This is a genomic window from Neoaquamicrobium sediminum (assembly GCF_013240295.1).
GTDB classification, from domain to species: domain Bacteria; phylum Pseudomonadota; class Alphaproteobacteria; order Rhizobiales; family Rhizobiaceae; genus Aerobium; species Aerobium sediminum.
Genome location: NZ_JABETK010000001.1, coordinates 720,875 through 740,237, shown reverse-complemented (window position 1 = coordinate 740,237; position 19,363 = coordinate 720,875). Strand labels below are relative to the sequence as shown.

Annotated in this window: 21 protein-coding genes and 2 pseudogenes; 4 read left to right on the top strand and 19 right to left on the bottom strand. The window is 64.6% G+C overall.

What is annotated here, in order from left to right; genetic code table 11:
* Positions 1–76: 76 nt before the first annotated feature.
* From HK436_RS03555 to HK436_RS03510, 10 genes and pseudogenes are all read right to left on the bottom strand, one after another.
* Positions 77–934 (bottom strand): lytic transglycosylase domain-containing protein, encoded by an 858-nt coding sequence (locus tag HK436_RS03555; RefSeq protein WP_244648494.1) that lies wholly within the window; start codon positions 932–934, stop codon positions 77–79.
* 153 nt (positions 935–1,087) lie between these two features.
* Positions 1,088–1,414, bottom strand: coding sequence for a DUF736 domain-containing protein (locus HK436_RS03550; protein WP_173187380.1), 327 nt, complete (start codon positions 1,412–1,414; stop codon positions 1,088–1,090).
* A gap of 35 nt (positions 1,415–1,449) precedes the next feature.
* Positions 1,450–2,022, bottom strand: a complete 573-nt coding sequence (locus HK436_RS03545; RefSeq protein WP_244648492.1) for a S26 family signal peptidase — start codon at positions 2,020–2,022, stop codon at positions 1,450–1,452.
* A complete protein-coding gene (locus HK436_RS03540; protein WP_173187378.1) occupies positions 2,019–2,513 on the bottom strand; it encodes a DUF2840 domain-containing protein in 495 nt (164 codons plus the stop codon). The genes HK436_RS03545 and HK436_RS03540 overlap by 4 nt, the downstream gene beginning before the upstream one ends.
* Positions 2,510–2,869, bottom strand: a pseudogene (locus HK436_RS03535) (DNA methyltransferase); the annotation flags it as partial. The pseudogene HK436_RS03535 and the gene HK436_RS03540, both read right to left, overlap by 4 nt.
* Positions 2,870–3,179: 310 nt before the next feature.
* Entirely contained in the window at positions 3,180–4,043 is an 864-nt protein-coding gene (locus HK436_RS03530) for a replication initiator protein A (protein WP_173187376.1), read from the bottom strand.
* Positions 4,044–4,050: 7 nt separating this feature from the next.
* Positions 4,051–4,317, bottom strand: a complete 267-nt coding sequence (locus HK436_RS03525) for a helix-turn-helix transcriptional regulator (protein WP_173187374.1) — start codon at positions 4,315–4,317, stop codon at positions 4,051–4,053.
* Positions 4,318–4,453: 136 nt separating this feature from the next.
* Entirely contained in the window at positions 4,454–4,987 is a 534-nt protein-coding gene (locus HK436_RS03520) for a DUF2285 domain-containing protein (RefSeq protein ID WP_173187372.1), read from the bottom strand.
* On the bottom strand, positions 4,947–5,270 hold the full coding sequence (locus HK436_RS30405) for a transcriptional regulator domain-containing protein (protein WP_194248438.1): 324 nt from the start codon (positions 5,268–5,270) through the stop codon (positions 4,947–4,949). Before HK436_RS30405 ends, HK436_RS03520 begins: the two co-directional genes overlap by 41 nt.
* 155 nt (positions 5,271–5,425) lie before the next feature.
* Positions 5,426–5,680 carry a DNA -binding domain-containing protein gene (locus tag HK436_RS03510; RefSeq protein ID WP_173189897.1) on the bottom strand — a complete coding sequence of 85 codons (255 nt, stop codon included), beginning with the start codon at positions 5,678–5,680 and terminating at the stop codon, positions 5,426–5,428.
* A 236-nt stretch (positions 5,681–5,916) separates the two neighbouring features.
* Here HK436_RS03510 and HK436_RS03505 point away from each other — a divergent pair, with 236 nt between their 5' ends.
* On the top strand, positions 5,917–6,132 hold the full coding sequence (locus HK436_RS03505) for a helix-turn-helix domain-containing protein (RefSeq protein WP_173187370.1): 216 nt from the start codon (positions 5,917–5,919) through the stop codon (positions 6,130–6,132).
* Positions 6,133–6,141: 9 nt separating this feature from the next.
* Here the strand turns inward: HK436_RS03505 and HK436_RS03500 are convergent, their stop codons facing one another.
* From HK436_RS03500 to HK436_RS03465, 9 genes and pseudogenes are all read right to left on the bottom strand, one after another.
* Positions 6,142–6,309, bottom strand: coding sequence for a hypothetical protein (locus HK436_RS03500; RefSeq protein WP_173187368.1), 168 nt, complete (start codon positions 6,307–6,309; stop codon positions 6,142–6,144).
* Positions 6,310–6,768: 459 nt separating this feature from the next.
* The gene (locus HK436_RS03495; RefSeq protein WP_173187366.1) at positions 6,769–7,170 is read right to left on the bottom strand and encodes a single-stranded DNA-binding protein; all 402 of its coding nucleotides are present in this window, start codon (positions 7,168–7,170) and stop codon (positions 6,769–6,771) included.
* A gap of 505 nt (positions 7,171–7,675) precedes the next feature.
* Positions 7,676–7,810: a hypothetical protein gene (locus HK436_RS32240; RefSeq protein WP_280515577.1), complete on the bottom strand. Its 135-nt coding sequence runs from the start codon at positions 7,808–7,810 to the stop codon at positions 7,676–7,678.
* Positions 7,811–8,075: 265 nt separating this feature from the next.
* Positions 8,076–8,684 carry a hypothetical protein gene (locus tag HK436_RS03490; RefSeq protein WP_173187364.1) on the bottom strand — a complete coding sequence of 203 codons (609 nt, stop codon included), beginning with the start codon at positions 8,682–8,684 and terminating at the stop codon, positions 8,076–8,078.
* A 448-nt stretch (positions 8,685–9,132) separates the two neighbouring features.
* Positions 9,133–9,681, bottom strand: a complete 549-nt coding sequence (locus tag HK436_RS03485) for a hypothetical protein (protein ID WP_173187362.1) — start codon at positions 9,679–9,681, stop codon at positions 9,133–9,135.
* Positions 9,682–10,211: 530 nt separating this feature from the next.
* Positions 10,212–10,628, bottom strand: coding sequence for a hypothetical protein (locus tag HK436_RS03480; RefSeq protein ID WP_173187359.1), 417 nt, complete (start codon positions 10,626–10,628; stop codon positions 10,212–10,214).
* Between the two features lie 163 nt (positions 10,629–10,791).
* Complete coding sequence (locus HK436_RS03475; protein WP_173187357.1) at positions 10,792–11,733, bottom strand: DUF2493 domain-containing protein; 942 nt, start codon at positions 11,731–11,733, stop codon at positions 10,792–10,794.
* A gap of 316 nt (positions 11,734–12,049) precedes the next feature.
* Positions 12,050–13,090, bottom strand: coding sequence for a DUF7146 domain-containing protein (locus HK436_RS03470; protein WP_173187355.1), 1,041 nt, complete (start codon positions 13,088–13,090; stop codon positions 12,050–12,052).
* Positions 13,090–14,517, bottom strand: a pseudogene (locus tag HK436_RS03465) (strawberry notch C-terminal domain-containing protein); the annotation flags it as partial. The gene HK436_RS03470 and the pseudogene HK436_RS03465, both read right to left, overlap by 1 nt.
* 30 nt (positions 14,518–14,547) lie before the next feature.
* Between HK436_RS03465 and HK436_RS03460 the strand changes: the two are divergent.
* From HK436_RS03460 to HK436_RS03450, 3 genes are read left to right on the top strand one after another with little or no spacing between them, the layout of a single operon-like run.
* Positions 14,548–16,542 carry a hypothetical protein gene (locus tag HK436_RS03460; RefSeq protein WP_173186685.1) on the top strand — a complete coding sequence of 665 codons (1,995 nt, stop codon included), beginning with the start codon at positions 14,548–14,550 and terminating at the stop codon, positions 16,540–16,542.
* Positions 16,536–18,824 carry a site-specific integrase gene (locus tag HK436_RS03455; protein WP_037554237.1) on the top strand — a complete coding sequence of 763 codons (2,289 nt, stop codon included), beginning with the start codon at positions 16,536–16,538 and terminating at the stop codon, positions 18,822–18,824. The genes HK436_RS03460 and HK436_RS03455 overlap by 7 nt, the downstream gene beginning before the upstream one ends.
* A complete protein-coding gene (locus HK436_RS03450) occupies positions 18,821–19,264 on the top strand; it encodes a hypothetical protein (protein ID WP_152567572.1) in 444 nt (147 codons plus the stop codon). Before HK436_RS03455 ends, HK436_RS03450 begins: the two co-directional genes overlap by 4 nt.
* Positions 19,265–19,363: the final 99 nt, after the last annotated feature.

Here is a 19,363-nt window from a genome sequence, read left to right as displayed (position 1 = left end):
GCCTGATGTGCCGCTGCCCCGCAGCGCACCGCAATCCCTGCGATTGCGCACCACGCGAAGCGAGGAAATGCGATCTTCAACGCCGATCTCCTTCCCTTGCCGGCCGTTCCACGAACAGACCGTCGGATGGCGGCGCGAGCGCCGATAGATCGACGATCGGCGGGTCGTCGGAAGGTCGGCCGGAAAGAGAGAGGGAGTCGTCCGAATCGTCGTGATCGCGGTCAGTGGAGCGCGCGAAGAAGAGCGGAGCACGACGCCAGGACGGCAATGACGATGAACCAGCCGAGCGCGTGATCGGTGCCGTGCCGTCGATCATCGGCGCGATCTTCGCGACGTAATCGACGGTCTCGGCCGGCAGCGCGCGGCCGCTCGCGAGATGCTCGTCATAGCGGCCAGGACCGGCATTGTAGGCGGCCAGCATGGCGTCGACCGACCCGTATCTGTCGTGCATCTCGCGCAGATATGCCGTGCCGGCGAGGATGTTGTCGCGCGGCTTCCAGGGGTCCGCACCGAGGCCATGCTTCGCGCGCAGCTCATCCCATGTCGCAGGCATGACCTGCATGAGACCGATGGCGCCCTTGGGCGAGAGCGCGGCGGGATCGCCGACGCTCTCGACGGCCATGACCGCGCGTATCCATCGATCGGGAATGGCGAAGAGGCGGGCGGCCTCGGCGATATGCGCCGCCCACGGATCGGATCGCGGAGCGGCCGAGACGGTGGCGGGAAGCGGCTCGCCGGGCGGCGGCTCGGCCGACGCGGGAGCCGCCGTGACCGCGATCAAGGCGCATGCGACCAGCATCGCCATGAGGGTCGGGACGGCAGCGCAGGCACCGCCGTCCCGATGCGCCACCAGCCTGCCATCGTGCTCGCCGCGGTCAAGGGCAAGGCTTCGCCGGCGGCCGACATTTTCCGGACGGGCATCGGCGGGCGACATGACCGCTACCCGGAAAACAGGCCGCCGCCCTTGGCCTCCGCTGCGCGCGCCGGCCGCCCGACAGGCGATCGGGTCGAGGGGAGTGACCGGCACTCGACCGATCAAGGGAAGTGAGCCTGAAGGATGACGAGAACGATGGCAGCGCATGATCCGTCATGCCTCGCCGTCGTTCTTCTTCCGGCGCGTCCAGAGCAGGTTCCAGGCGCCTTTCTTTGTGTCGGACTCGAACAGCCTTGCGCGGATCGGCTCGAAGAAGGACGGATCGTCGATGGTCAGGGACAGATAGCTTCCGGCCTTGTCGCCGGTGCGGTCCCAGGCCGCTCCGACTTCCTGCCCGTCGAGGAAGACGCGATGCTCGGGCGCGTTCTCGGCATCCGATTCCTCGGCCGGGAGGATGGCGACTTCGACATCGAGCGTGAGCGTGCGGACGCGGCCAAAGAAGCCGTCATCGTTGCGGGTGAATGTGCCAATCTGGGCCATGCGATGTTCCTTTCGCGAGGTTGGAGAACGAGCCGTCACGGCTCGTCGAAGACCGGCTCGCGGAAGGATTCGGCGGCCGGATCGGGATCGTCGGTTGTCCAGACGGGGACCGCTCGGCCGACGATGGTTGCAACGGGGAGCGGCCCGAAATAGCGGCTGTCGAAGCTCTCAGGGCTGTCCCAGTTCATGAAGAAGGCTTCGCTGTCGCCGAGCGTGCGGCAGCCCTGCCAGACCGGCAGCGGGCGGCCGTGCGTGTCGAGCGCGCGAGCGTCGCCATAGGTCGCGCCGTAGGCGGTGACGGTCCTGCCGTGCCGGCACACCTCGGTTCCGCCGAGCGCCAGCACGCGCTTGATGAGCGGCAGGCCGCGCGGCAGGTAGCCGCGTTCGGCGAGGAAGTCCGCCAATTCGTCGGGCGGCATGACGACGGCGAGGTCCATCACCGCGATCCGGTCGGCGGGCACGATACGGTAGAGGCCGACCGGCACGCTGGCCGATGCGTTCCAGATGAAGCGCAGATCGGGCCGATTCCATGCCGGAGCCGCGACCAGCACCGCGCCGGCAAGCATCGTGATGAGGGTCAGGCGGCGCCCGGTGGTGAGGTCCATCATCGCGTCACCTCGCGGCGGCGCAGCCAGGCACGGTGCTGCTCGGACGAATAGGCGCGGAACGGCTCGTTGACGCTGATGCGGTTGTGGATGTGACGCCAGTGATCCGGCGGGACTTCGGCTGGGTCGATGCCGAGCGCCTCGATCGCGTCGACCACCTTAAGCACCGCCTCGACCTTCGGCCAGCCTGTGATGCGAAGCAGGATCTCGCCGCCCGGCCGCACGAACGGGAGCGTCTGGAACGGCTCGCCGGACGCCACGGCGCGCACGATGTCGATGCGCGAGATGATCGTGCCATGCTCGTTGCCGGCCCAGCGGACGAAGGCGAAGACGCTGCCCCGCGCGAAGACGACGACACGGCGATGGCGGTCGAGGCGCTGGTCCTCGGCAATGCGGCCGAAGCGTATCCAGTGTTCGACGTGGTTCTTGCGCCAGGTCAGCTCGACCACCGTGCGGTCGGCCGGCAGGCCGGCGCTGCGGATGTCTGCGGTCATGGCGGTGTCCCTTCCGTGAAGGGCAGCACGGACGCGATGCGCGCCCGCGCGCGCTCGGCCATCGCCGCGTCGATCTCGCAGCCGAGATAGCGCCGGCCGGTCAGCCGGCAGGCTTCGCCGGCAGCACTGGAACCGGCGAACCAGTCGCCGACCAGGCCGCCGGGCGGGCAGCTCGTGCGGATCAGGATTTCGAGGAGGAAGACGGGCTTTTCCGTGGGGTGGATGGCGCGTCCATGCGCGTTGCGCAGGAAGATGACGGAGCGCATCAGCCGCGGGCCGCCGTCCTCGCTGACATAGTGGCCGGCGTCGATCCGGCCGGTATGCGGCGGTGGCTTCTTGCGCCGCACGGTGCGCGCCGGCATCAGGTTGCGGCAATCCCCGGTCAGGATCGTCATGGCGCGATCCTCCGCATGCCGATCAGGCTTCGGCGCCATTGTCCGCGATTTCGTGAAATAGGAGGGCGCGTTAGCAAGAATCCGAAGGATTCTTCAGTTAGGGAAGTTAGAGGGGCCGGATTCCGCCTGTCGAATCCGATGCTTGCCGGCCGGTCGCGTTCCCGATGGTACGGGATTCGCGTTCCCGAAAAGACGGGAATCGGCGTTCCCGATAGTACGGTTCCATCCACAGGCTTTCCACGACTGCGGTGGAGCGAGGTCCTGGGCGCGATCATGATGCCACTCCCGCACGCCCGCGGCGGCGCGGCATTGGCTGCTCACCGATCGGCTGGAAGGTCAGGCGCTGCCGGCCATCGGGAGCATCGTCCAGCGCCAGGCGGTAGCCGGGCAGCGGCTGGCGCTGGACGATGGCGCGCAGCTCGAAGCGGAATCGCCGGAGCGGCGAGAGGCTTCCGGACTTGAGATGAAGATGCGGAACGTCGAAGCTCCAGCCGCCGCTCTGCCGGCCGCCATGCTTGCGCACGAGCCGGTAGAGCCAGCGTTCGAGGCCGCCGGTCAGCCCGAAATAGTCGCGGTCGATGGTCAGCACGAGGGCGTCGTCGAGAACGCCGGCATAGAACCAGTCCGGCAGGATCAGCTCGATGCCGAGAGACCGTCCCTGCGCGTCGAGCCGCTCCTTCCACTCCGCGATCCAAGAGAAGCGGTGCCGGCGGCGCTCGGATGGCTGGCGGATCGAGGTGACGATGGTGGTCGATTGCAGCCTGTCCAGCGCTGCCTTCAGCCTGTCGTAGTTCAAGCCGGAATCGGTGCGGCCGATGAAGGTGAGGATCTCGTAGGAGGTGGACGCCATGAACCGCGAGGTGGAGAGGCCACGGTCGCGCGCGTCGACGATCTGGCTTGCGGCCCAGATCAGCACGTCGGCATCCCAGATCGTAGCCATGCCGTGCTCGGCCGTCGCCTCGACGCGGATCGACACATCGCCCATGCGGAAGTCGATCGGCGTGATGCGGCGCGATTTGCCGAGCGAGAAGAAGGGCCAGGACATGAGGTCTTGGGCGTCGCGCGCGGCGATCTCGCCGGAACGCGCCCGGAAAAGTTCGAGCTGCTGGCCCTGATATGTGCGGCGCCCGGTCATGCGGTCGTTAGCGGGGAGCGTCGGCCGCGCCCGTGTCGCGCGACGCGGGCAGGCCCGGCGTCGCCGGCTCGGAGGTCGATTGACGGGCGCTGGCGTCGATCCAGGCTTGCAGGTCGGCGACGGCGTAGACCACGCGGCCGCCGAGCTTATGGTAGATCGGCCCGGTCCCGTCGCAGCGGTGCTTTTCCAGCGTGCGGGGAGACAGGTCGAGGAGGCGCGCCGCCTCCGGGGTCCGCACGAAGCGCGGCCAGTTGCTGTCGGTGATGTTGTCCATGATCGGCCTCCGTCGGGGCCGCCGTGAGAACGGCGAGTCAGGTGCGACGATGGCGAAAAATCAGCGGTCCAACGGAGTGACAATAATAAGGGGGTCTTAGGAGAAGTGTCCCCCTTCGAGCGGGCCTGCTGGCGAGTCAGTCTCGATCGCGTTTGCGGTGGCCGCGCGATCCCTGCGGGGTGAGCCAGCGCAGATAGCCGCTCTCGATCTGACGGCGAGCGGCCGCCAGGATACGGGCGAGCCGCCGCCGCTCCGGAGCGTTCTGCCAGTCGAGTGCGCGCATTGTCTCGACCGTCCGGTTGATGAGGACGGCGGCGACAACGCGGCGCGAGGCACCGGATTCGACGCCGTCCCAAGCGCGCAGCATCAGGGCGGCGCGACGAATCTGGAAGGCGGAGAGTCGCTGCTGGCGCGGCCAGGGACCGGACGGCTTTCCGTCGAGGCGCCGCTTCAGGCGGCCCGCATTTCTGTGACGCCACCAGAAATGCTCGTCGAATGGAAGGAAGATGCCTGCGCTGGCCGGTTCTTTGCCATACCGGAGCCAGAGCCGGTGATCCCCGGCCTCATCTTCGGCGACGGCGTGAAAGCCGTCGCCGACCACCTCGCCGAGGACAGGCAGCGTGCGCGGATCAGGAAGTGAAGAAGCTGCAAAGCCTTCGGGGGCAACCATGACAATGAGCACGGCAGGGAAGACCTGGGGTAGCCAGACGGGCCGAACGCTCAAGGCCGATGCAGAGGGGTCCGCCGGGAAAGGCGAGCCCCCAGCGGCGGGACAGGCGCGATATTGCCTCTGCCTTGCCCGCACCGCCGGAGGCGACCCTTGCCAGCGTGTCGGCATAGTCCTGCCGGTATTCACGGTTGCGACGAAGAAACTCGAACGACACGCCGCCCCGGTCGAGACGGCCCAGATGTTCCTCGAACTGCGGTGATCGCCAGTCGTGCAGCGGCTCCATGTCGAAATCCTCCCCGCCCGGTCTTTGCCATCGGGATGATTCGAGTATTGGCGGGGTCGACCTCGCGTGAAGATGGAAAATCGGAATGGAAATCTCGACCTGGGCGAGCAATCCGAGGTCGCGCTGTCGTCAACGATGCGGTGATGCGCCACCCATCATTGCATGCGTGGTTCCAGCAGATGCTTGTAGCCCTTCTCCGTCATCCAGCGGGCGCGGGCGAGATGGGTGTCGTGCATCCGCTTCGCGCGTTCGGGATTGGCGTCGACGTCGAGGGCGAACACGATCTTCGCGACTTCTCGCCAGTCCGCGCCCTCCGCGGCGGCGTCGAGAAGGCGCAGATAGGTTGCGAGGTTGGCTTCGTCATAGGCATTCACCCTGTCGGTCAGCGGAGGGCTGTCCTTGAAGGGGATTTGCTCATCATCGTGTCCTTACTTCCTCGCGCAAGTAGTTCACAAATACGTCATCGCTTTGAGGTGCAATAGAAGTTCCGCGACTGGCATCGAAGATTCTCGGAATGCTTCCATTCCGCGATTCGACAGAAAGTCGGCGGGCTGCGACGCATTCGATCTCCGCGCATGTGGTTGACCATATCGAATCGGAACGATCGTTCCTAGAACGATAATTCCGGTTCTGGTTCCGATGCGTCATGGACCTCAAAGAGGTCATGGCGATCAACATGCGTCGGCTGCGCCATGACAAGGATATGACGCAGGAAGAAGTGGCCGAGCGCTCGGGGCTGAGCGCTCGCTATATCGGCTCGATCGAACGCGGCAAGGTTTCGGCGAGCGTTAGCATTCTCGGAAAGGTGGCGGACGCGCTCGACGTCGATCCCTGCGAGCTGATCCGCGTGTCGAAACCCTGACGTTCGCCCTCAAGGGGCGAACGGGTCGATCTCGCGGATGATGGCGTCGTCGTCGCCGTCGAATTCGGCGGCCGGTGTGACGCCGACCGTGCCGTCGCCGGCGCGGAAGATGACGATCGTGACCAGCAGGGTGGCGGCGAGGCTGAAGGCGAAGGCTTGCGCGTCTGGAAGGGACATTGCTGCGGCTCCTGATCTGGAGCGGGGGCCATCCCCGCTCGACAGGCGCCCGATGCGTTTCGGCCGCGGCCGCGATCACCGCCGGGGCGAAGCCCTCGGCGGCGGCATGCTCCGCATAGTCCGACCCCTTGGGGTTGATCGTGGAAGGCCGAGACTGGAACCAAGGTAAGCCTCAAAGAGCAGGGTGGCATTCCTCCCCACGGAGTTGCATGTCCTCGCGCAGATGCGCCGGGGGCCTCGGCCTCACCTCCGTGCCAGGCTCGGGCATTCGCGCGGGGGTGGCCCGTCGATGCCTGCCCGCCACCTGGCAGCGGATCGGCAGCGGATATGCTCAGGCCGGGACAGGGCGAGAAGTCGAGTGAGCGTTGCGGGAAGGCTCGACGCCGGGTCGCGAAGTTTCTGGCCGCGAACATGAAGAAGGCCCGGCGGCTTTCGCCGCCGGGCTCTCGACACCTCCTTTCAGAACGGGATCTCGTCGTCGGGATCGTTGGCGCCGCGGCTGTCGTCCTCACGCTTCGGCCAGGTCAGGAAGTCCACCGTCTCGGCGATGATCTCCGTGCTGTAGCGCTCGACGTTCTCCTTGTCGGTCCACTTCGTGTAGTGGATACGGCCGCGGACCAGCACCTTCGTCCCCTTCTGGCAATTCTCTTCGACCGTCTTGCCGAGGCCGTTGAAGCAGGTGATGCGGTGCCATTCGGTCTCCTGGACCCGGTAGCCGTCCTTGTCCCGCAGAACCTTGCCTTCCGCGTAGCGGGGGCGCGAGGTGGCCAGGGGGAAGTGGACGATGCGCGTGTTGTTCATGGTGGTGCGGCCCTCGGGGTCCTGTCCGATGTTGCCGGCGAGAAGGACAATGTTCTGCATGGTAGTTCTCCGTTACTTCAATCGGAGGGACCGTCCCTCCGACGAGACCCGGCCACGGTCGCCGGGAGCCGACAGCAACCCTTAAGGCCCGGAGTGGGGCGGGCAGGCGCTTCGCGCCAACACGGTCCGGAGCCGCGGGGGTTGAGGGCGGAAACCGCTCGGCCGTAGGGGATCAGTCAGTCGGAGGGCATGTCATTCCGCGAACGCATCACGGAGAACCCGCAGAACCTTCCTCCTTGCCGGCCCGGCCATCGGTCGCGGCCTCGAACCCGCGCCGTGTCCGGAAACACCGCGATCACCACGCCTGTCTCACGCAGATGCCGATCTCGGATGGCAGATGAGGGAGAATGCCGGCACCGGCTTCCGGGCGAATGCGCCGTCTCCGTTTCGGCGGCCACGGCGACGGATCGTGCGCGCCTGAAGGGGATGAAGCATGCTTCGGCACGCTGCCCTGCCACGCCTCGGTGGGCCGACAGCCAGAACGTCGAGACCACCACACACGCGATCATGCCGACCGGTGGCGTTTCACGCCGGCAAGATGCGGAGACGGCGATGCGGAGCCGGAGCGGATACCGGCGGCCAGCCCGTCATGAGCGAGGTTCGCAGAGCTGGTGGAGATGCCGTCGAGGCCCTTCGTCACGGGAGCGGCCGATCGCACCATCCGCGACCAGGCTGAATGTCAGGGAGAGGAGGATGGGTTTGGGAAGGAGGTGGAGGGAACCGTCCCTCCTTCCCAGGGGAGGATGTTTGAAGGAGGGGCTTCAGCCCTTCCTTCATGGGGAGAGCGTGAGAGGGCGGCTTGCCCCCTTTCATAAGCGATGGAGGCCGGTCGATCCGGCCCGATCTGCTGCCAGCACCAAGGCGAAGGCGACAGGCGGCCGAAGCCGCCTGTCGCCGACGGACAGCTACCTGTCCGGGCCGTGCGGGAGGTCGCAGCAGCGATCCTCGTAGCCGTATCCGTCGTCCTCGCCCTCGATGTCATCCACCGGCGCCTCGCGCACCGGCGGGATTTCCCAGAAGATGTCGGGATCGACCTTCTCACTGGAAACCTCGTCGAGATAGGCGTCGAAGCCCAGCCGGGTTTCCCGCCAGATACGGTGCATGATTTCGCGCAGGCCACAGAGCGTCCGGTTGGACACATCGTTCATGACGGGGTTGGTGCCCCACCGCCAGGTGCCTTCATAGCGGTCATACCACTCATGCGTGAAATGATCGACGTCCACGAAGTCGAGCAGCGCGTGTCGCCCCTCGTGGATGAAGTCGTCGATGAGGCACCGCGCATGGTGGAGATCCTCGTCGAGGTCTTCGGCCTGGGCGGGATCGGTGTTGCGGGCAAGCGCAAGATGGGCGTTCGATTCCTGGCGCAGAAGGCCGATGAGCCTGTCGAGATGCCTGACGAGGGCATCGTGCGCCTGCCGCGCAAGATCGTTGTCGCAACCCAGGCGATTGGCCAGGACCAGAACGCGGAAGCCGCTGAGCTTTGCGAAGAGCAGGGTGTAGCTACAATCAGACATGGAAGTTCTCCTTTCGTTTCTGACGAAAGGTGTCCACGCTGTAGCCCAAAGGGGTCAGGGACCGCGAAGCGGCCGCTACGCGGCGAGCGGGGGAACCGATTTTGTGGAGTCGGCCTTCGGCCGGCGGAAGAAAATTGGGGGAGACCGCGATGTCCTTGACGCCGGATGGGCTGGCGTAAAATGGGAAGTCAGAGAGAGAGGAGTAGCCACGGCGTCGACGAGACGCCGTGTCCGTATGGATCGGGGATGGTCTGGCAAGGGGTGTCACACCCCCTTCCAGGGGAGGAAGTTTGAAGGAGGGGCTTCAGCCATTCCTTCATGGGGAGAGCGTGAGAGGGGCGGCCTGCCCCCTTTCATGAGCGGTGAAGGCCGGTCGATCCGGCCGGAGTCGCTACCGGAACAGACAGAAGGCGGCAGGCGGCGTTCGCCGTCTGCCGCCCTGTCGGCGTCAACCGTACCGATGGTTGCCGATCGGCTTCTCGTAGATTTCGGGATCGAGGCTCTTCGCCCCTTCCGGCCCGATGCAGTCGTAGTAGAGATAGGTAGTGAAGCGGATGCCGGTCTCGGCCGCGATCCGCGCGATAATCTCGCTGAGCCCGTGCAGGTGCTCGTCGGCGACGGTGAACCTCTTCGGGATCGGATGAGGGCACCACATTTCCGCAACGGGATCTCTGTATCCGCCCCAGTCCATCTCGGGGTCGATGCAATCCAGCAGATGCCAGGGATAGAAACCACCACCGCTGGTTTCGAGATCACCCACGCAGAAGTTGATGATCTCCTCAAGAGCCTCGCGGGCGGTCGGATCGGTTTCGGTCCGCAGCATCGTTTCTGCCTGGTTGCCTTCCCGGCAGAAGCCGGCAAGGCGTTGGAGCGCGTCGGCCAGCCGGTCGTGGACGACCTCGGCAAAGCGGGTATCGCACCTGGTGCGGTTCGCGCGAACCATCTTCTCGAAGGCGATGAACTTCGTGTGGAAGTCGAGGAAATCGAGCTTAGGCATTTCAGGTCTCCTTTCGTTCTGACGAAAGGTGTCCACGCTGTAGCCCAGAGGGGTCAGGGACCGCGGAACGCGGCCGCCGTGCGGCAAGCGGAGGAACCGATTTTCTGATCCGGGCCTTCGGTTCGGGGCTGAAAATTGAGGTGCCGCGCTGTCCTTGACGCCGAATGGGCTGGCGTAAAATGGACAGTCAGAGATAGAGGAGCAAGCACGGCGTCGACCAGACGCCGTGTCCGCATTGGAAAGGGGATGGTCTTGAAGGGTGTGTGGCACCCCTTTCCAGGGGAGGATGCTTGAAGGAGGGGTGCGGCCCTTCCTTCATGGGGAGAGCGTGAGAGGGGCCAAGCCCCTTTTCACGAAGCCCGGACCATCGGACCAAAAAGTGGAATCTGGTTTTTGGACGAATCCGATGGCCGATCGGAGAAGTGGATCGGCGCGTGTCCGCGAGGACACGGTGACGATCTGCCACCAAGTCCTTGGCGGTCCGGCCGGGAGCTGTCGGCTATCGGGGAGCGGCGCGTGTGAGTCGTCTGTCAGCGCGGCGTGAAGGCGGCTGCGTGTGCGTTGATGTTCATCAGCGCGGCGATGCCGACGAACAGGCCGCCGGCGCCGCATAGAAGATTGAGCGCGACGGTCGACTCGATGACGTTGTGGGCAACGCCATGCACCACCGCATAGCCTGCGAGGGCGGCGGGCGCGGCGAACAGCACGAGGACGGGAAGACGCAGGAGGGGTGCCCGCACGAAGGCGAGGACGGCGGCGGCGACCATGACGGAAAGCCCGGCCGCGCCGAGCGCGACGATGAGGGACATGGCGACGCTCGCATCGGTCGCATGGACGTAGCGGAAGGCGGCAAGCCCGACCATGAAGGGCAGTGCGTAAATCGCGAAGTTGAAGGCGATCACGCAGAGGGCGATCGAGAGCGAGACGGCGAGCAGGATGAGGGTCATGGAAGCCTCCGGATGATCGGTTCAAAGATCACGACAGGCTGTCTGACGATACGCTCCGCCTGCGACTTTGCTTCTGTGCCGGTGCTGCGAGGATGCACGGATTTGACCCCTTTTGCTGGCGATCGTCAAGCGAGGGCGGCCGTGACCGCCTGAGCGGCGGCGCCTAAGCGCCGCCTCGATCGCGGAAATCATAGACGTTGATGCCGAGCTTCCTCGCCTTGTCGGCAAGGTTGCCCTGGATGCCGCCACCCGGAAAGACGATGACGCCGATGGGAAGCGTTTCGAGCACGGCGTCGTTGCGCTTGAAGGGCGCCTGCTTCGCCGGATACTTCACGAAATCGGGCGGGAATGGCACGGTCGGCACCTTGCGGTTCGCGGCCCATCTGTCGGCGATCAGGTCGGTGCCGGTCCTGGCGCCGCCATGCAGGAGGACCATCTGCGGATATTTGGCGTGAACCTTGTCGAGCACGCTCCAGATGAGATCGTGGTCGTTGAAGGTGCTGGCGCCGGAAACCGCGATCCTCGGCCCGGCCGGGACCAGCACCTCGGCGTCCGCCTTGCGGCGTGCGGCGAGGAAGTCGCGGCTGTCGACCAGCGCCGAGGTCAGGTTGCGATGGTTGACCATCGAGCCGGAACGCGGCCGCCAGCCTGATCCGGTGTGGCGCTCGTAGTGCTCGGCGGCATGGTCGCGCATCATCTCGAAGGCGTCGCGCCGCTCGATCATGGTCTGGCCCTCGGCCGTGAGGCGCTCCAGCTCGACGGCCTTGATCTCGGTGCCGTCCTGTTCCCGCTGAAGGCGGCGCTGCGCCTGCTCGTTGTCGTCCAGCGCCCGCTCGATCCGCTGGACGGTGCGGTGGAAGAGGTTGACGGTCGACCAGAGCAGATCGTCGAGATCGGGTTCGAGGCGGGTGTCGCCAAGGGTGGCGATCAAGGCATCGAAGATGTCTGCGACGGCTCCGGCCACCATGTTGCCCTCGGGCAGCGGCCTCGGATCGGGCTCGTCCTCGAAGGGGCGCCAGCCATAGAGCTGAAGTTCGGTGAGCAGGCGGTCGGTGGGGGATGAAGCGTGCTGCGGCTCGAAACCGTCGTCCTGTTCGCTTCTCATCTGCGTGGTCTCCTTCGTCGGTCCGACCGCGACCCTCGCGGCCTTCATGGCGTCGGAAGCCCACGGGCGGGCCGGACTGGCAGTCCTCGCTCGCGAGGGCCATGATGGCCAAGGCAGGCGAATTTGCTTCGCGATGCAAAGGCGGGCTTGCCCGCCGGCGGAAAATCGTCGGCCGCGGCCATTGCCTGTCCGCGCCGTTTGTGGGCTCGATCGCCCTCTAGGAAGGCCGGGTTGCGGTCCCCGCCGACGATCGGTGGAGCCCGCGCGGAAGCGAATCGGGGACAGCGGTGCCGCCGCCCGCTCTATCACCGATCTGCTACGCCGCCACCGCCATGAAGCGGGTGGCGTCCTCATGGACGAGCTGGGGCCGGATCAGCGCCCGCAGGGCTTCGGAGCCGTGAAGGCGCAGATCCTCGTTGAAGTCCTCGAGGCGCGGCGACAGCACCACGGCCTCGATCCCGGCGCTCGTCGCACGCTCGACCAGCCGATCCCGCGCGCCGTCGCCGGCTTGATCGCGGTCGCGCAGGACATAGAGCCGCCGCAGCGTCGCCGGGAACAGGATGGCCGCGAGATGGGCGGCCGAGGTCGCGGCGATCATCGGCATGCCGGGCAGCACCATGCGGGGCGACAGCACCGTCTCGATGCCTTCGCCGGCCGCAAGCACGTCGTCCGCCATGCCGAAGCGGATGCCGTGTCCGAGCAGGTCGCCCATCGCCCGCCTCGGCGTGTCGACGTCGGCCTTGCCCGAACCGTCCGCTTTGAGCCAGGTGCGGTGCGCCCCGGTCAGCCGGCCGTCGAGGTCGGTGACGGCGGCGATCAACGCCGGCAAGGTCTTTCTGGGGCTGCGCTCGTCGGGACGGTAATAGCAGCGCGGATGGAACCACAGGCTGGTGATGCCGGACAGGTCCGTGATGCCCCGCCCGCGCAGATAGGTCTGCGCGAGCGTGCCACGGATGGGGCGCGACATGCCGACCAGACGCCGCGCCGCTTCGGGCGACCCTGCCGCGCGGCGGCCCGGCCCGCCGACGAGCGTGCCGGTGTCGGGCTCCGGACGGGGCTCGTTGAGGAAGCGCCGGGCTTCGTCGGCAATATCCTTGAAGTCGACGAGGCCGAGGCTTTCGCGGACAATATCGAGCATGTCGCCGTGCTCGCCGGTGGCGGCGTCGGTCCAGTGGCCGGCTGGTCCCTTGGCCGAGCTGCGCAGCCGGACATACATGGATCGGCCGGGCAGATTGCGTGCGTCCCCGACCAGCCAGTAATTGCCCTCGCGCCTTCCGTTCGACAGATAATGGCGGCAGGCCGCCTCGGCATGGAGACCGAGACGGCGGGCAAGTTCCGAAGCATCGAGACGGGGCATTACGCGGCCTCCCGTTCGATGATGCACCCGACCGACCATCGGTCGAGCAGCCTCGCCAGCACCGCGACCCCGCTCGCGTCCGTGGGAACGAACATGCGCAGTTTCCACGAGATGATCTCGTGGAACAAGCCATAGGCGGACAAGCGTTCGCGCATCGTGTCGGTGAAGCCGGACAGCTCGATGCGGTAGGCGCCCATGACGCGGACGCGGCGAAGCTGGAGCCCATCGTCGAGGTCGATGATGGTCCTTCCCTCCATGAGCGCCGCGAATGCGTCGTCGGCCGACAGCGAGACCGATCCGGTCGTCACGGCGTTCGCCGCCCATGCGGGCGAGACCCTGCGGCCGATGATCCGCTCGCCGTCATCGGTCTGAAGCCGGTAGACGCGCGAGGATTCGTTGGGCAGGCGTCGCCAGATCGGCAGCAGCAGGCCGGTGACGATGTGGATGGTGGAGTCCGAGAACTCCGGCACCTCGGCCACCTCGGCATCCCAGACCGATGCGAAGGCGTCGCGGCCCGCCTCGACCCAATGGCTTCCGACCATCGCACCGAACGGGATGGTGTGCGCCTCCATCGGCCGGATCAGGCGGACGCGATACTGGACATCGCCATCGTCGGTCATGACGGCCGGGGCATGGACCTGCACCGCGGCACGTCCGGAGCGCTCGTTGACCAGCAGCTTCGCGCGCGGGTCAAGGAGATGGTCGAGCGCGGCATCGAGCGTGACCGGCCGGTTGCGCCTGCGCTCTGAGATGGCGAGCAGCCGCGTCTCGGCGCCGGTGCCGGGGTGCGTGTATATGGTCTCCCGGCCGGTGACGACGAAGCTCTCCGCGCTCAGCGTCTCCAGGCCGGCATCGTAGCTGCCCGACGCTATGGCGCCTTCGATCCGGGCATTCAGCAGACCCTCGAAGGCGGTGAAGATGATGCCCTGCATGTCGATGGTGAGCGCCAGGAGGCGGTTGAGGAAGGTCGAGATGCCGGGCAACTCGTCCTTGATGCCGGTCGAGTCCATCAGCTTCAGTCCGGTCGATGCCTCGAACCGCTCCAGCGAGCAGCCCTCGACCTTGCCGCGCACGATCAGCATGTAGAGCTGGCGCAGCGCATCGCGGGCATAGTGCGATTCCAGATTGTCCTCCGGACGGAACAGGCCCTGACCGCCCGTCTGCCTCTGGCCGCGCGTGATCGCGCCCAGAGTGTCGAGCCGGCGCGCGATGGTCGAGAGAAACCGCTTCTCGGCCTTGACGTTGGTGGCTATCGGCCGGAACAGCGGCGGCTGCGCCTGGTTGGTCCGGTGCGTGCGGCCGAGCCCCTGGATGGCGGCGTCGGCCTTCCAGCCGGGTTCGAGCAGATTTTTGGCGTTTTGCGATCGATATCGAATCAGATTTTCGCTATCAACACAGCCGCTTAGCGAATCTGCTCGACTCGATATGTATCCTCACAGGCTTGATTGGAGGGTACGTTGGACAGCTTCGAAGTCAAGGTCGACGGCAGGATTTTCGATTTCGCCGTGGTGGTTCCGCTCTATGGCACCGCGGCGGCCAAGCGCCTCGCGTCTGCGTGGGAGCAGCAATTCATCGGCTGTACCGCGTCGACAACTGCGGGTTATTTTCGGGCGTTCGTCCGCTTTCTCCGCTGGGTGGCTCTGAGGGCCGAAATATGCGCAGAATCTGCAGAGGCCCTATTCTTCAATTCGATCCAGCTCGGGCGGTCAGAGCGCTTGACGAAAATGCTCATGTACGAGGTGGGCGAGGCTTGGGCGTCACGGTTACGCGACATCGAGTGCTTCGAAATCATCAACAACACCAACCTGCTTTCCAGGAAAGCTCTCCTCGAAGCCGTTGTCAGTTGCCTGCGGCGGCTGTCCCGCGCCGGCCTCTGGAGCGATCCCGGTAGATTTACACCCGTTGCCCGGGGGCAACTGACGGGACGGAACATTCCATCATTCGGCGAACTCAACAAGGTCGAACTGCCGACGGATCTACAAGGGTGGGTACGACCGAAATACGACCAGCTCGACTGGCGCGAAGTCATCCGTCTCAACGATGAACGACTTTATGCGCTGCGGGCAATCTGCGTGCGTACTCTGCGCGCCGGAATAGCCAAGTGGGAAACTGGTCAGGCTTTCACAGCAGCGCGGGATCTACCGACACCGCGGACACCAGAGGACCTCCTCCAGGATTTGAGCGCGCTTCACGTCCGAAGAGCCACGCTCTCCGACGAGAATCGTGCCAATGCCAGACAGCGAGGCATGGCCATCATGGTGCGCTATCTCGCGCTGGCGGAACCGCATCGACGGAGTTTCAACGACTGGAAGAATACGATGCTGGGCTGCCATGGCACGGCGCTCGGTGGCTGGACGGAAGCCGTCAGTCACGTTGAGGGCAACGTTCGGTTGCTGCTCGCTGCGCAAACCATCGTCATGATCGACACCGCATTCAATGTATCGACCTGTGACCGGCTCGCCGCAGATCCCTTCATCGGTGATATTCACCGGGGCAAAGTCCGGATCATCACCGTCGCCGCGGCAAAATTGCGCGCCCGTGGCGAAATCCAGGAAGGCACCCTTTGGGAAGGCGCCGACATTGACGTCCGCCACAACGACGGCGATCTCAGCGGTGCCGAAGCGATCCGCGCCTGGCAGAAGCTGTCGGAGCGCATTCGGGCAACGGCCCGATACCTCGAATTGCCCACTGCCGATAAGCTCTGGATCGTGCCTGGATATAAATCCGACCGCAACCGTATCGGTCCGATGACAACCGCTGCCATCGATCACCACTGGCAGGCGATGCTGGCCGAGAATTTCGAGCACCCCGTCATTGGCCGGCTACCGCTACGTCGCCAGATGATCCGGCCCACGGTCCTTCAACTGGAAGCGGCGCGCGCCAATTTCGAACATACGGTCGCGGCGCGATTGGCTCAGCACAAGAACTCAGCCACCACCATGCGGTATCTGAGCCGTCCGTGGTTCAAAGCCCTTCTTGCCTCAAAAATGCGGACATTCCTAGCCGCATTAGAAGCGGGCCTCATCGAACCCATCGAAGGAGCGGCCGATACCCTTGGAACATCGATGACGCACGAGAGCGCCTTGGACCACGCCAGAACCACGGGCCTGGGCTTTCTCTGCACGGCCCCCAAGACGTCCAACAACGAGGATACAGGACCCTGCATGGCCATCGACAAATGCGCGACTTGTCATTTCCGGCAGTTCCGGCCGAGCAACGATAGCATCCGGGCGCTTGTCCTTTTCCAACGATCTCTTGGCCGGCAGGAGGAAGCGTTCAAGGCGAACAATCCTGCAAGATGGGCCGAGGTCTGGCTGAATTTCCAGGCTCTCTGCGAAGTCATTCTTGATCGGTTGCGGTCCTCCCATCACCGTCGCGCTCTCAGGATGATGGAGGCCGAAGTCGATGCCGGCCTGACGGCGGGCACTGTGCGGGCCATCGAGTTATGGTGAGCCGGGTCCATCAACCGCCACGACACGCCCGCGAGGCAGGTGCTGCCGCCTTTTGCGAGTTCCTGCAAAACCCGAGGCCGCTCTGGCTCAAGGACGGCACTCTCGAGGATAATGCCTGGTTGGTTGAGCTCGACAACCCGACGATACGCCGGCACGCGAGCACGACGATCCGGTTCGACATCTTGATCGCACCAGACCGACGCCTGACGGACTACGCCGAATGGCGAGATCTCCTTACCGCCAAGAAATACGTCTATTACGCGCTTACCGGGCCGAATGCCTGGGTCCGCTCTGCCTCGACCATCCGGGAGGAATATGCGGGGTTCGTTGCATTCCTTCGTTGGCGCACCGCGTGTGGGCTTCCTGGCATGTCGGATCTGACACAGGCCTGGTTCGAGGAGTTTTGCGACAGCCTGAAGCACGCCGGCATGGAAGGACTGATCCGATCTGAAGCTGCGGCGCGAGAAGCCGTTAAAAGATGTCGTCATGCCGGCCGCGCTCCGCCTGTTCAACAAAGTGACCCGAATACTTTCTCCGTCGAAGCGGCCAGCAGGCTGGCCGGTTTCGAATATAGCAAACAGCTATCGGACAATGCGGCGAAGATTTTTGCTGATTGGGCCGTTGAGAACGGCCTCAAAATCACCCCCTGTCTTCATAACCGGGTAAACAATCGCAAGAGAGATCAGACATTCTGTGGGCAATCCTTAGATCGCTATATGCGCGTTTGGGAACGACTTGGCCGCCTCCAGGAAGAACTCACACATGATCCGATTGGATATAGACCATTCAACAGAAGGATCGACTCCGCCCGGTTAGCCAGGAAGCTCGGTGCACCGCTTTCCAAAACCCCGACCGCGCCGGCAACCCAAACCTGTTTTCTCATTGATCGCGCACTTCGATGGGTATTGTTTTACGCCGACGATCTGAAGACACTTGTCGATGACGTCCGTCATGCCGAGCGAGGGTTCAGGAACGAGCCTGGCAAATGGCGTCGTGCAAAACTGGTCCACGACATCTGGAACAGTCCGGCGCTCAAGCATGTGCGCGAGGATGGAGCACTGGGCATTCCCAGCATCGGCCATTTCGATGGCGCGGCTATCAACAATGTCACGACCAGCCTCCACCATATCTTCCTGCGCCTGCTTCCCACTGCGTGCGTGATCGTCATCGCGGCCTTCTCGGCAAGAAGGATCGAGGAAATTCTCAGCTTACGAGATGATTGCCTGGAGGATGATGGCGGTGAGCTTTGGCTCAAGACCTTCATCGCCAAAAGCGTCCGCGGTCGGGAGCGGATTCCGGCCCCGGCGGCGGTAGCAAAAGCCGTGGAGATATTGATGTGGCTGAGTGCAACCGCACGCAAGGAATCCGGATCACGGTGGCTGCTACAGTTACACAACCCATTCGCCAGGGCCCCGTCGGTCCAGACCCCCAACATCAGCCGCGGCTTGCTGGCCTTTGCCGAGGAGATGAAGGTGCCTGCGCTTCCCGACGGCACTTATTGGTCCTTCGCTCCACACCAGTTCCGTCGGTTTTTCGCGGTCGTCTATTATTATCGGTATCGGGACCGCTCGCTGACCGCCCTATCCCAATATCTTTGCCACTATGATCCGGACAGCACCCGTTCGTACATCACCGAAGCGCGGTTCGGAGGTTTCTTCAAGCTTGTCGACCATGCCCGAGCAGACCTTGAACAGGCCAGGCGTGCGCTTGCACGCGAAGACCTGAGGCTGCGAACATTCGAGGAGGTCGGCCTCGACTTCCGTCTCGAGATCTATCGTCGGGCACTCGATGGTCATGAGCAACTCAGCGGCAGGGCCGGGACAAGGATCCTGAACGACCTTCAACGTCTCAAGGCTGATTGGCAAGCACGCGCCGAGGTCGGCGACTACGGTGCAGACGGGCCGACATTCGATCGACTGCTCATTGAGTTTGCGGGGGCGCAAAGTCTGGAACCGAATGGCCAGGGCCATTCCTATTGCGCGTGTGGTAACTCGGAAAAGGACCTCAGCGTGGCGGGCTGTGTGATTGCGGCCCGAAGAAAGAATCCGGAGGCACAACGACGCCAAGGTCCCGATTTACGGTACGCTGAAGATCTGATCTGCGCCGGATGCCCGCACAATGTGCAGTTGGCCGAGAACAGGAGATACTGGGAAAAGGTGATAGAAAGCGCCAATAGCGCTTGCCTCATGTGCCCGGGAACAGTGCTGGCAGCCAGGATGGCCGAAAGACGGCAAGCGGCCGAAGATCACCTGGCCCGTTTCCATGGAGTCGATCAGAAATGAAACCATCTGCTGCCAGGGAATCCTTTCAGCGCAAAGTTGAATTGCTCGAATCCTGGGCTGCGAAGGGAGGCCTTCCGGAGGGAGAATATTGCCCACGCGGGCCAGCAGAACTTGCCCGTTGGGTCGATATGGAACGGGGGCTCACCGCCTGGTCGAATCCCAATTTGGCAGCTCCGGCCCCGTCCGGTCATTATCCAGAATTGCGCGCGCGTTTTGATACGGTTGCGGCCAAGCTCTTGAAACCCGTACAACGACCGGGCACGGAACTTCAGTCTCTGAAACGAGAGGTCCAGGCGCTCGCCCAGCAAATGGCTGTCCTCTCCAGCGAGCACCGACTTATGGGACAAGCTCTGACCCGTGAGCGACAGTTGAAGGAGATCGCCCAGGCCCAACTTGCGGAAGCGCGATCCGAGCTCGCCCGCATTGTGCCGATCCGATGAAGGCCAGCTTAGGCCGTACCAGGATCGTGCGGGCATCCGAAGACTTTGTGCTGCAAAAGCATCGTCTACCGCGATTCCCGCTCGTTCTCGATCCTGGCG

Excerpts from the sequence above, each read along its gene's own strand:
- HK436_RS03480 (WP_173187359.1), bottom strand. The coding sequence starts at position 10,628 with ATGACCCTCATCCTGCTCGCCGTCTCGCTCTCGATCGCCCTCTGCGTG.
- HK436_RS03530 (WP_173187376.1), bottom strand. The coding sequence starts at position 4,043 with ATGACCGGGCGCCGCACATATCAGGGCCAGCAGCTCGAACTTTTCCGG.
- HK436_RS03525 (WP_173187374.1), bottom strand. The coding sequence starts at position 4,317 with ATGGACAACATCACCGACAGCAACTGGCCGCGCTTCGTGCGGACCCCG.
- HK436_RS03485 (WP_173187362.1), bottom strand. The coding sequence starts at position 9,681 with ATGCCTAAGCTCGATTTCCTCGACTTCCACACGAAGTTCATCGCCTTC.
- HK436_RS03545 (WP_244648492.1), bottom strand. The coding sequence starts at position 2,022 with ATGATGGACCTCACCACCGGGCGCCGCCTGACCCTCATCACGATGCTT.
- HK436_RS03470 (WP_173187355.1), bottom strand. The coding sequence starts at position 13,090 with ATGCCCCGTCTCGATGCTTCGGAACTTGCCCGCCGTCTCGGTCTCCAT.
- HK436_RS03490 (WP_173187364.1), bottom strand. The coding sequence starts at position 8,684 with ATGTCTGATTGTAGCTACACCCTGCTCTTCGCAAAGCTCAGCGGCTTC.
- HK436_RS03540 (WP_173187378.1), bottom strand. The coding sequence starts at position 2,513 with ATGACCGCAGACATCCGCAGCGCCGGCCTGCCGGCCGACCGCACGGTG.
- HK436_RS03555 (WP_244648494.1), bottom strand. The coding sequence starts at position 934 with ATGTCGCCCGCCGATGCCCGTCCGGAAAATGTCGGCCGCCGGCGAAGC.
- HK436_RS03495 (WP_173187366.1), bottom strand. The coding sequence starts at position 7,170 with ATGCAGAACATTGTCCTTCTCGCCGGCAACATCGGACAGGACCCCGAG.
- HK436_RS03550 (WP_173187380.1), bottom strand. The coding sequence starts at position 1,414 with ATGGCCCAGATTGGCACATTCACCCGCAACGATGACGGCTTCTTTGGC.
- HK436_RS03505 (WP_173187370.1), top strand. The coding sequence starts at position 5,917 with ATGGACCTCAAAGAGGTCATGGCGATCAACATGCGTCGGCTGCGCCAT.
- HK436_RS03520 (WP_173187372.1), bottom strand. The coding sequence starts at position 4,987 with ATGGTTGCCCCCGAAGGCTTTGCAGCTTCTTCACTTCCTGATCCGCGC.
- HK436_RS03455 (WP_037554237.1), top strand. The coding sequence starts at position 16,536 with ATGGTGAGCCGGGTCCATCAACCGCCACGACACGCCCGCGAGGCAGGT.
- HK436_RS03450 (WP_152567572.1), top strand. The coding sequence starts at position 18,821 with ATGAAACCATCTGCTGCCAGGGAATCCTTTCAGCGCAAAGTTGAATTG.
- HK436_RS03500 (WP_173187368.1), bottom strand. The coding sequence starts at position 6,309 with ATGTCCCTTCCAGACGCGCAAGCCTTCGCCTTCAGCCTCGCCGCCACC.
- HK436_RS03475 (WP_173187357.1), bottom strand. The coding sequence starts at position 11,733 with ATGAGAAGCGAACAGGACGACGGTTTCGAGCCGCAGCACGCTTCATCC.
- HK436_RS30405 (WP_194248438.1), bottom strand. The coding sequence starts at position 5,270 with ATGGAGCCGCTGCACGACTGGCGATCACCGCAGTTCGAGGAACATCTG.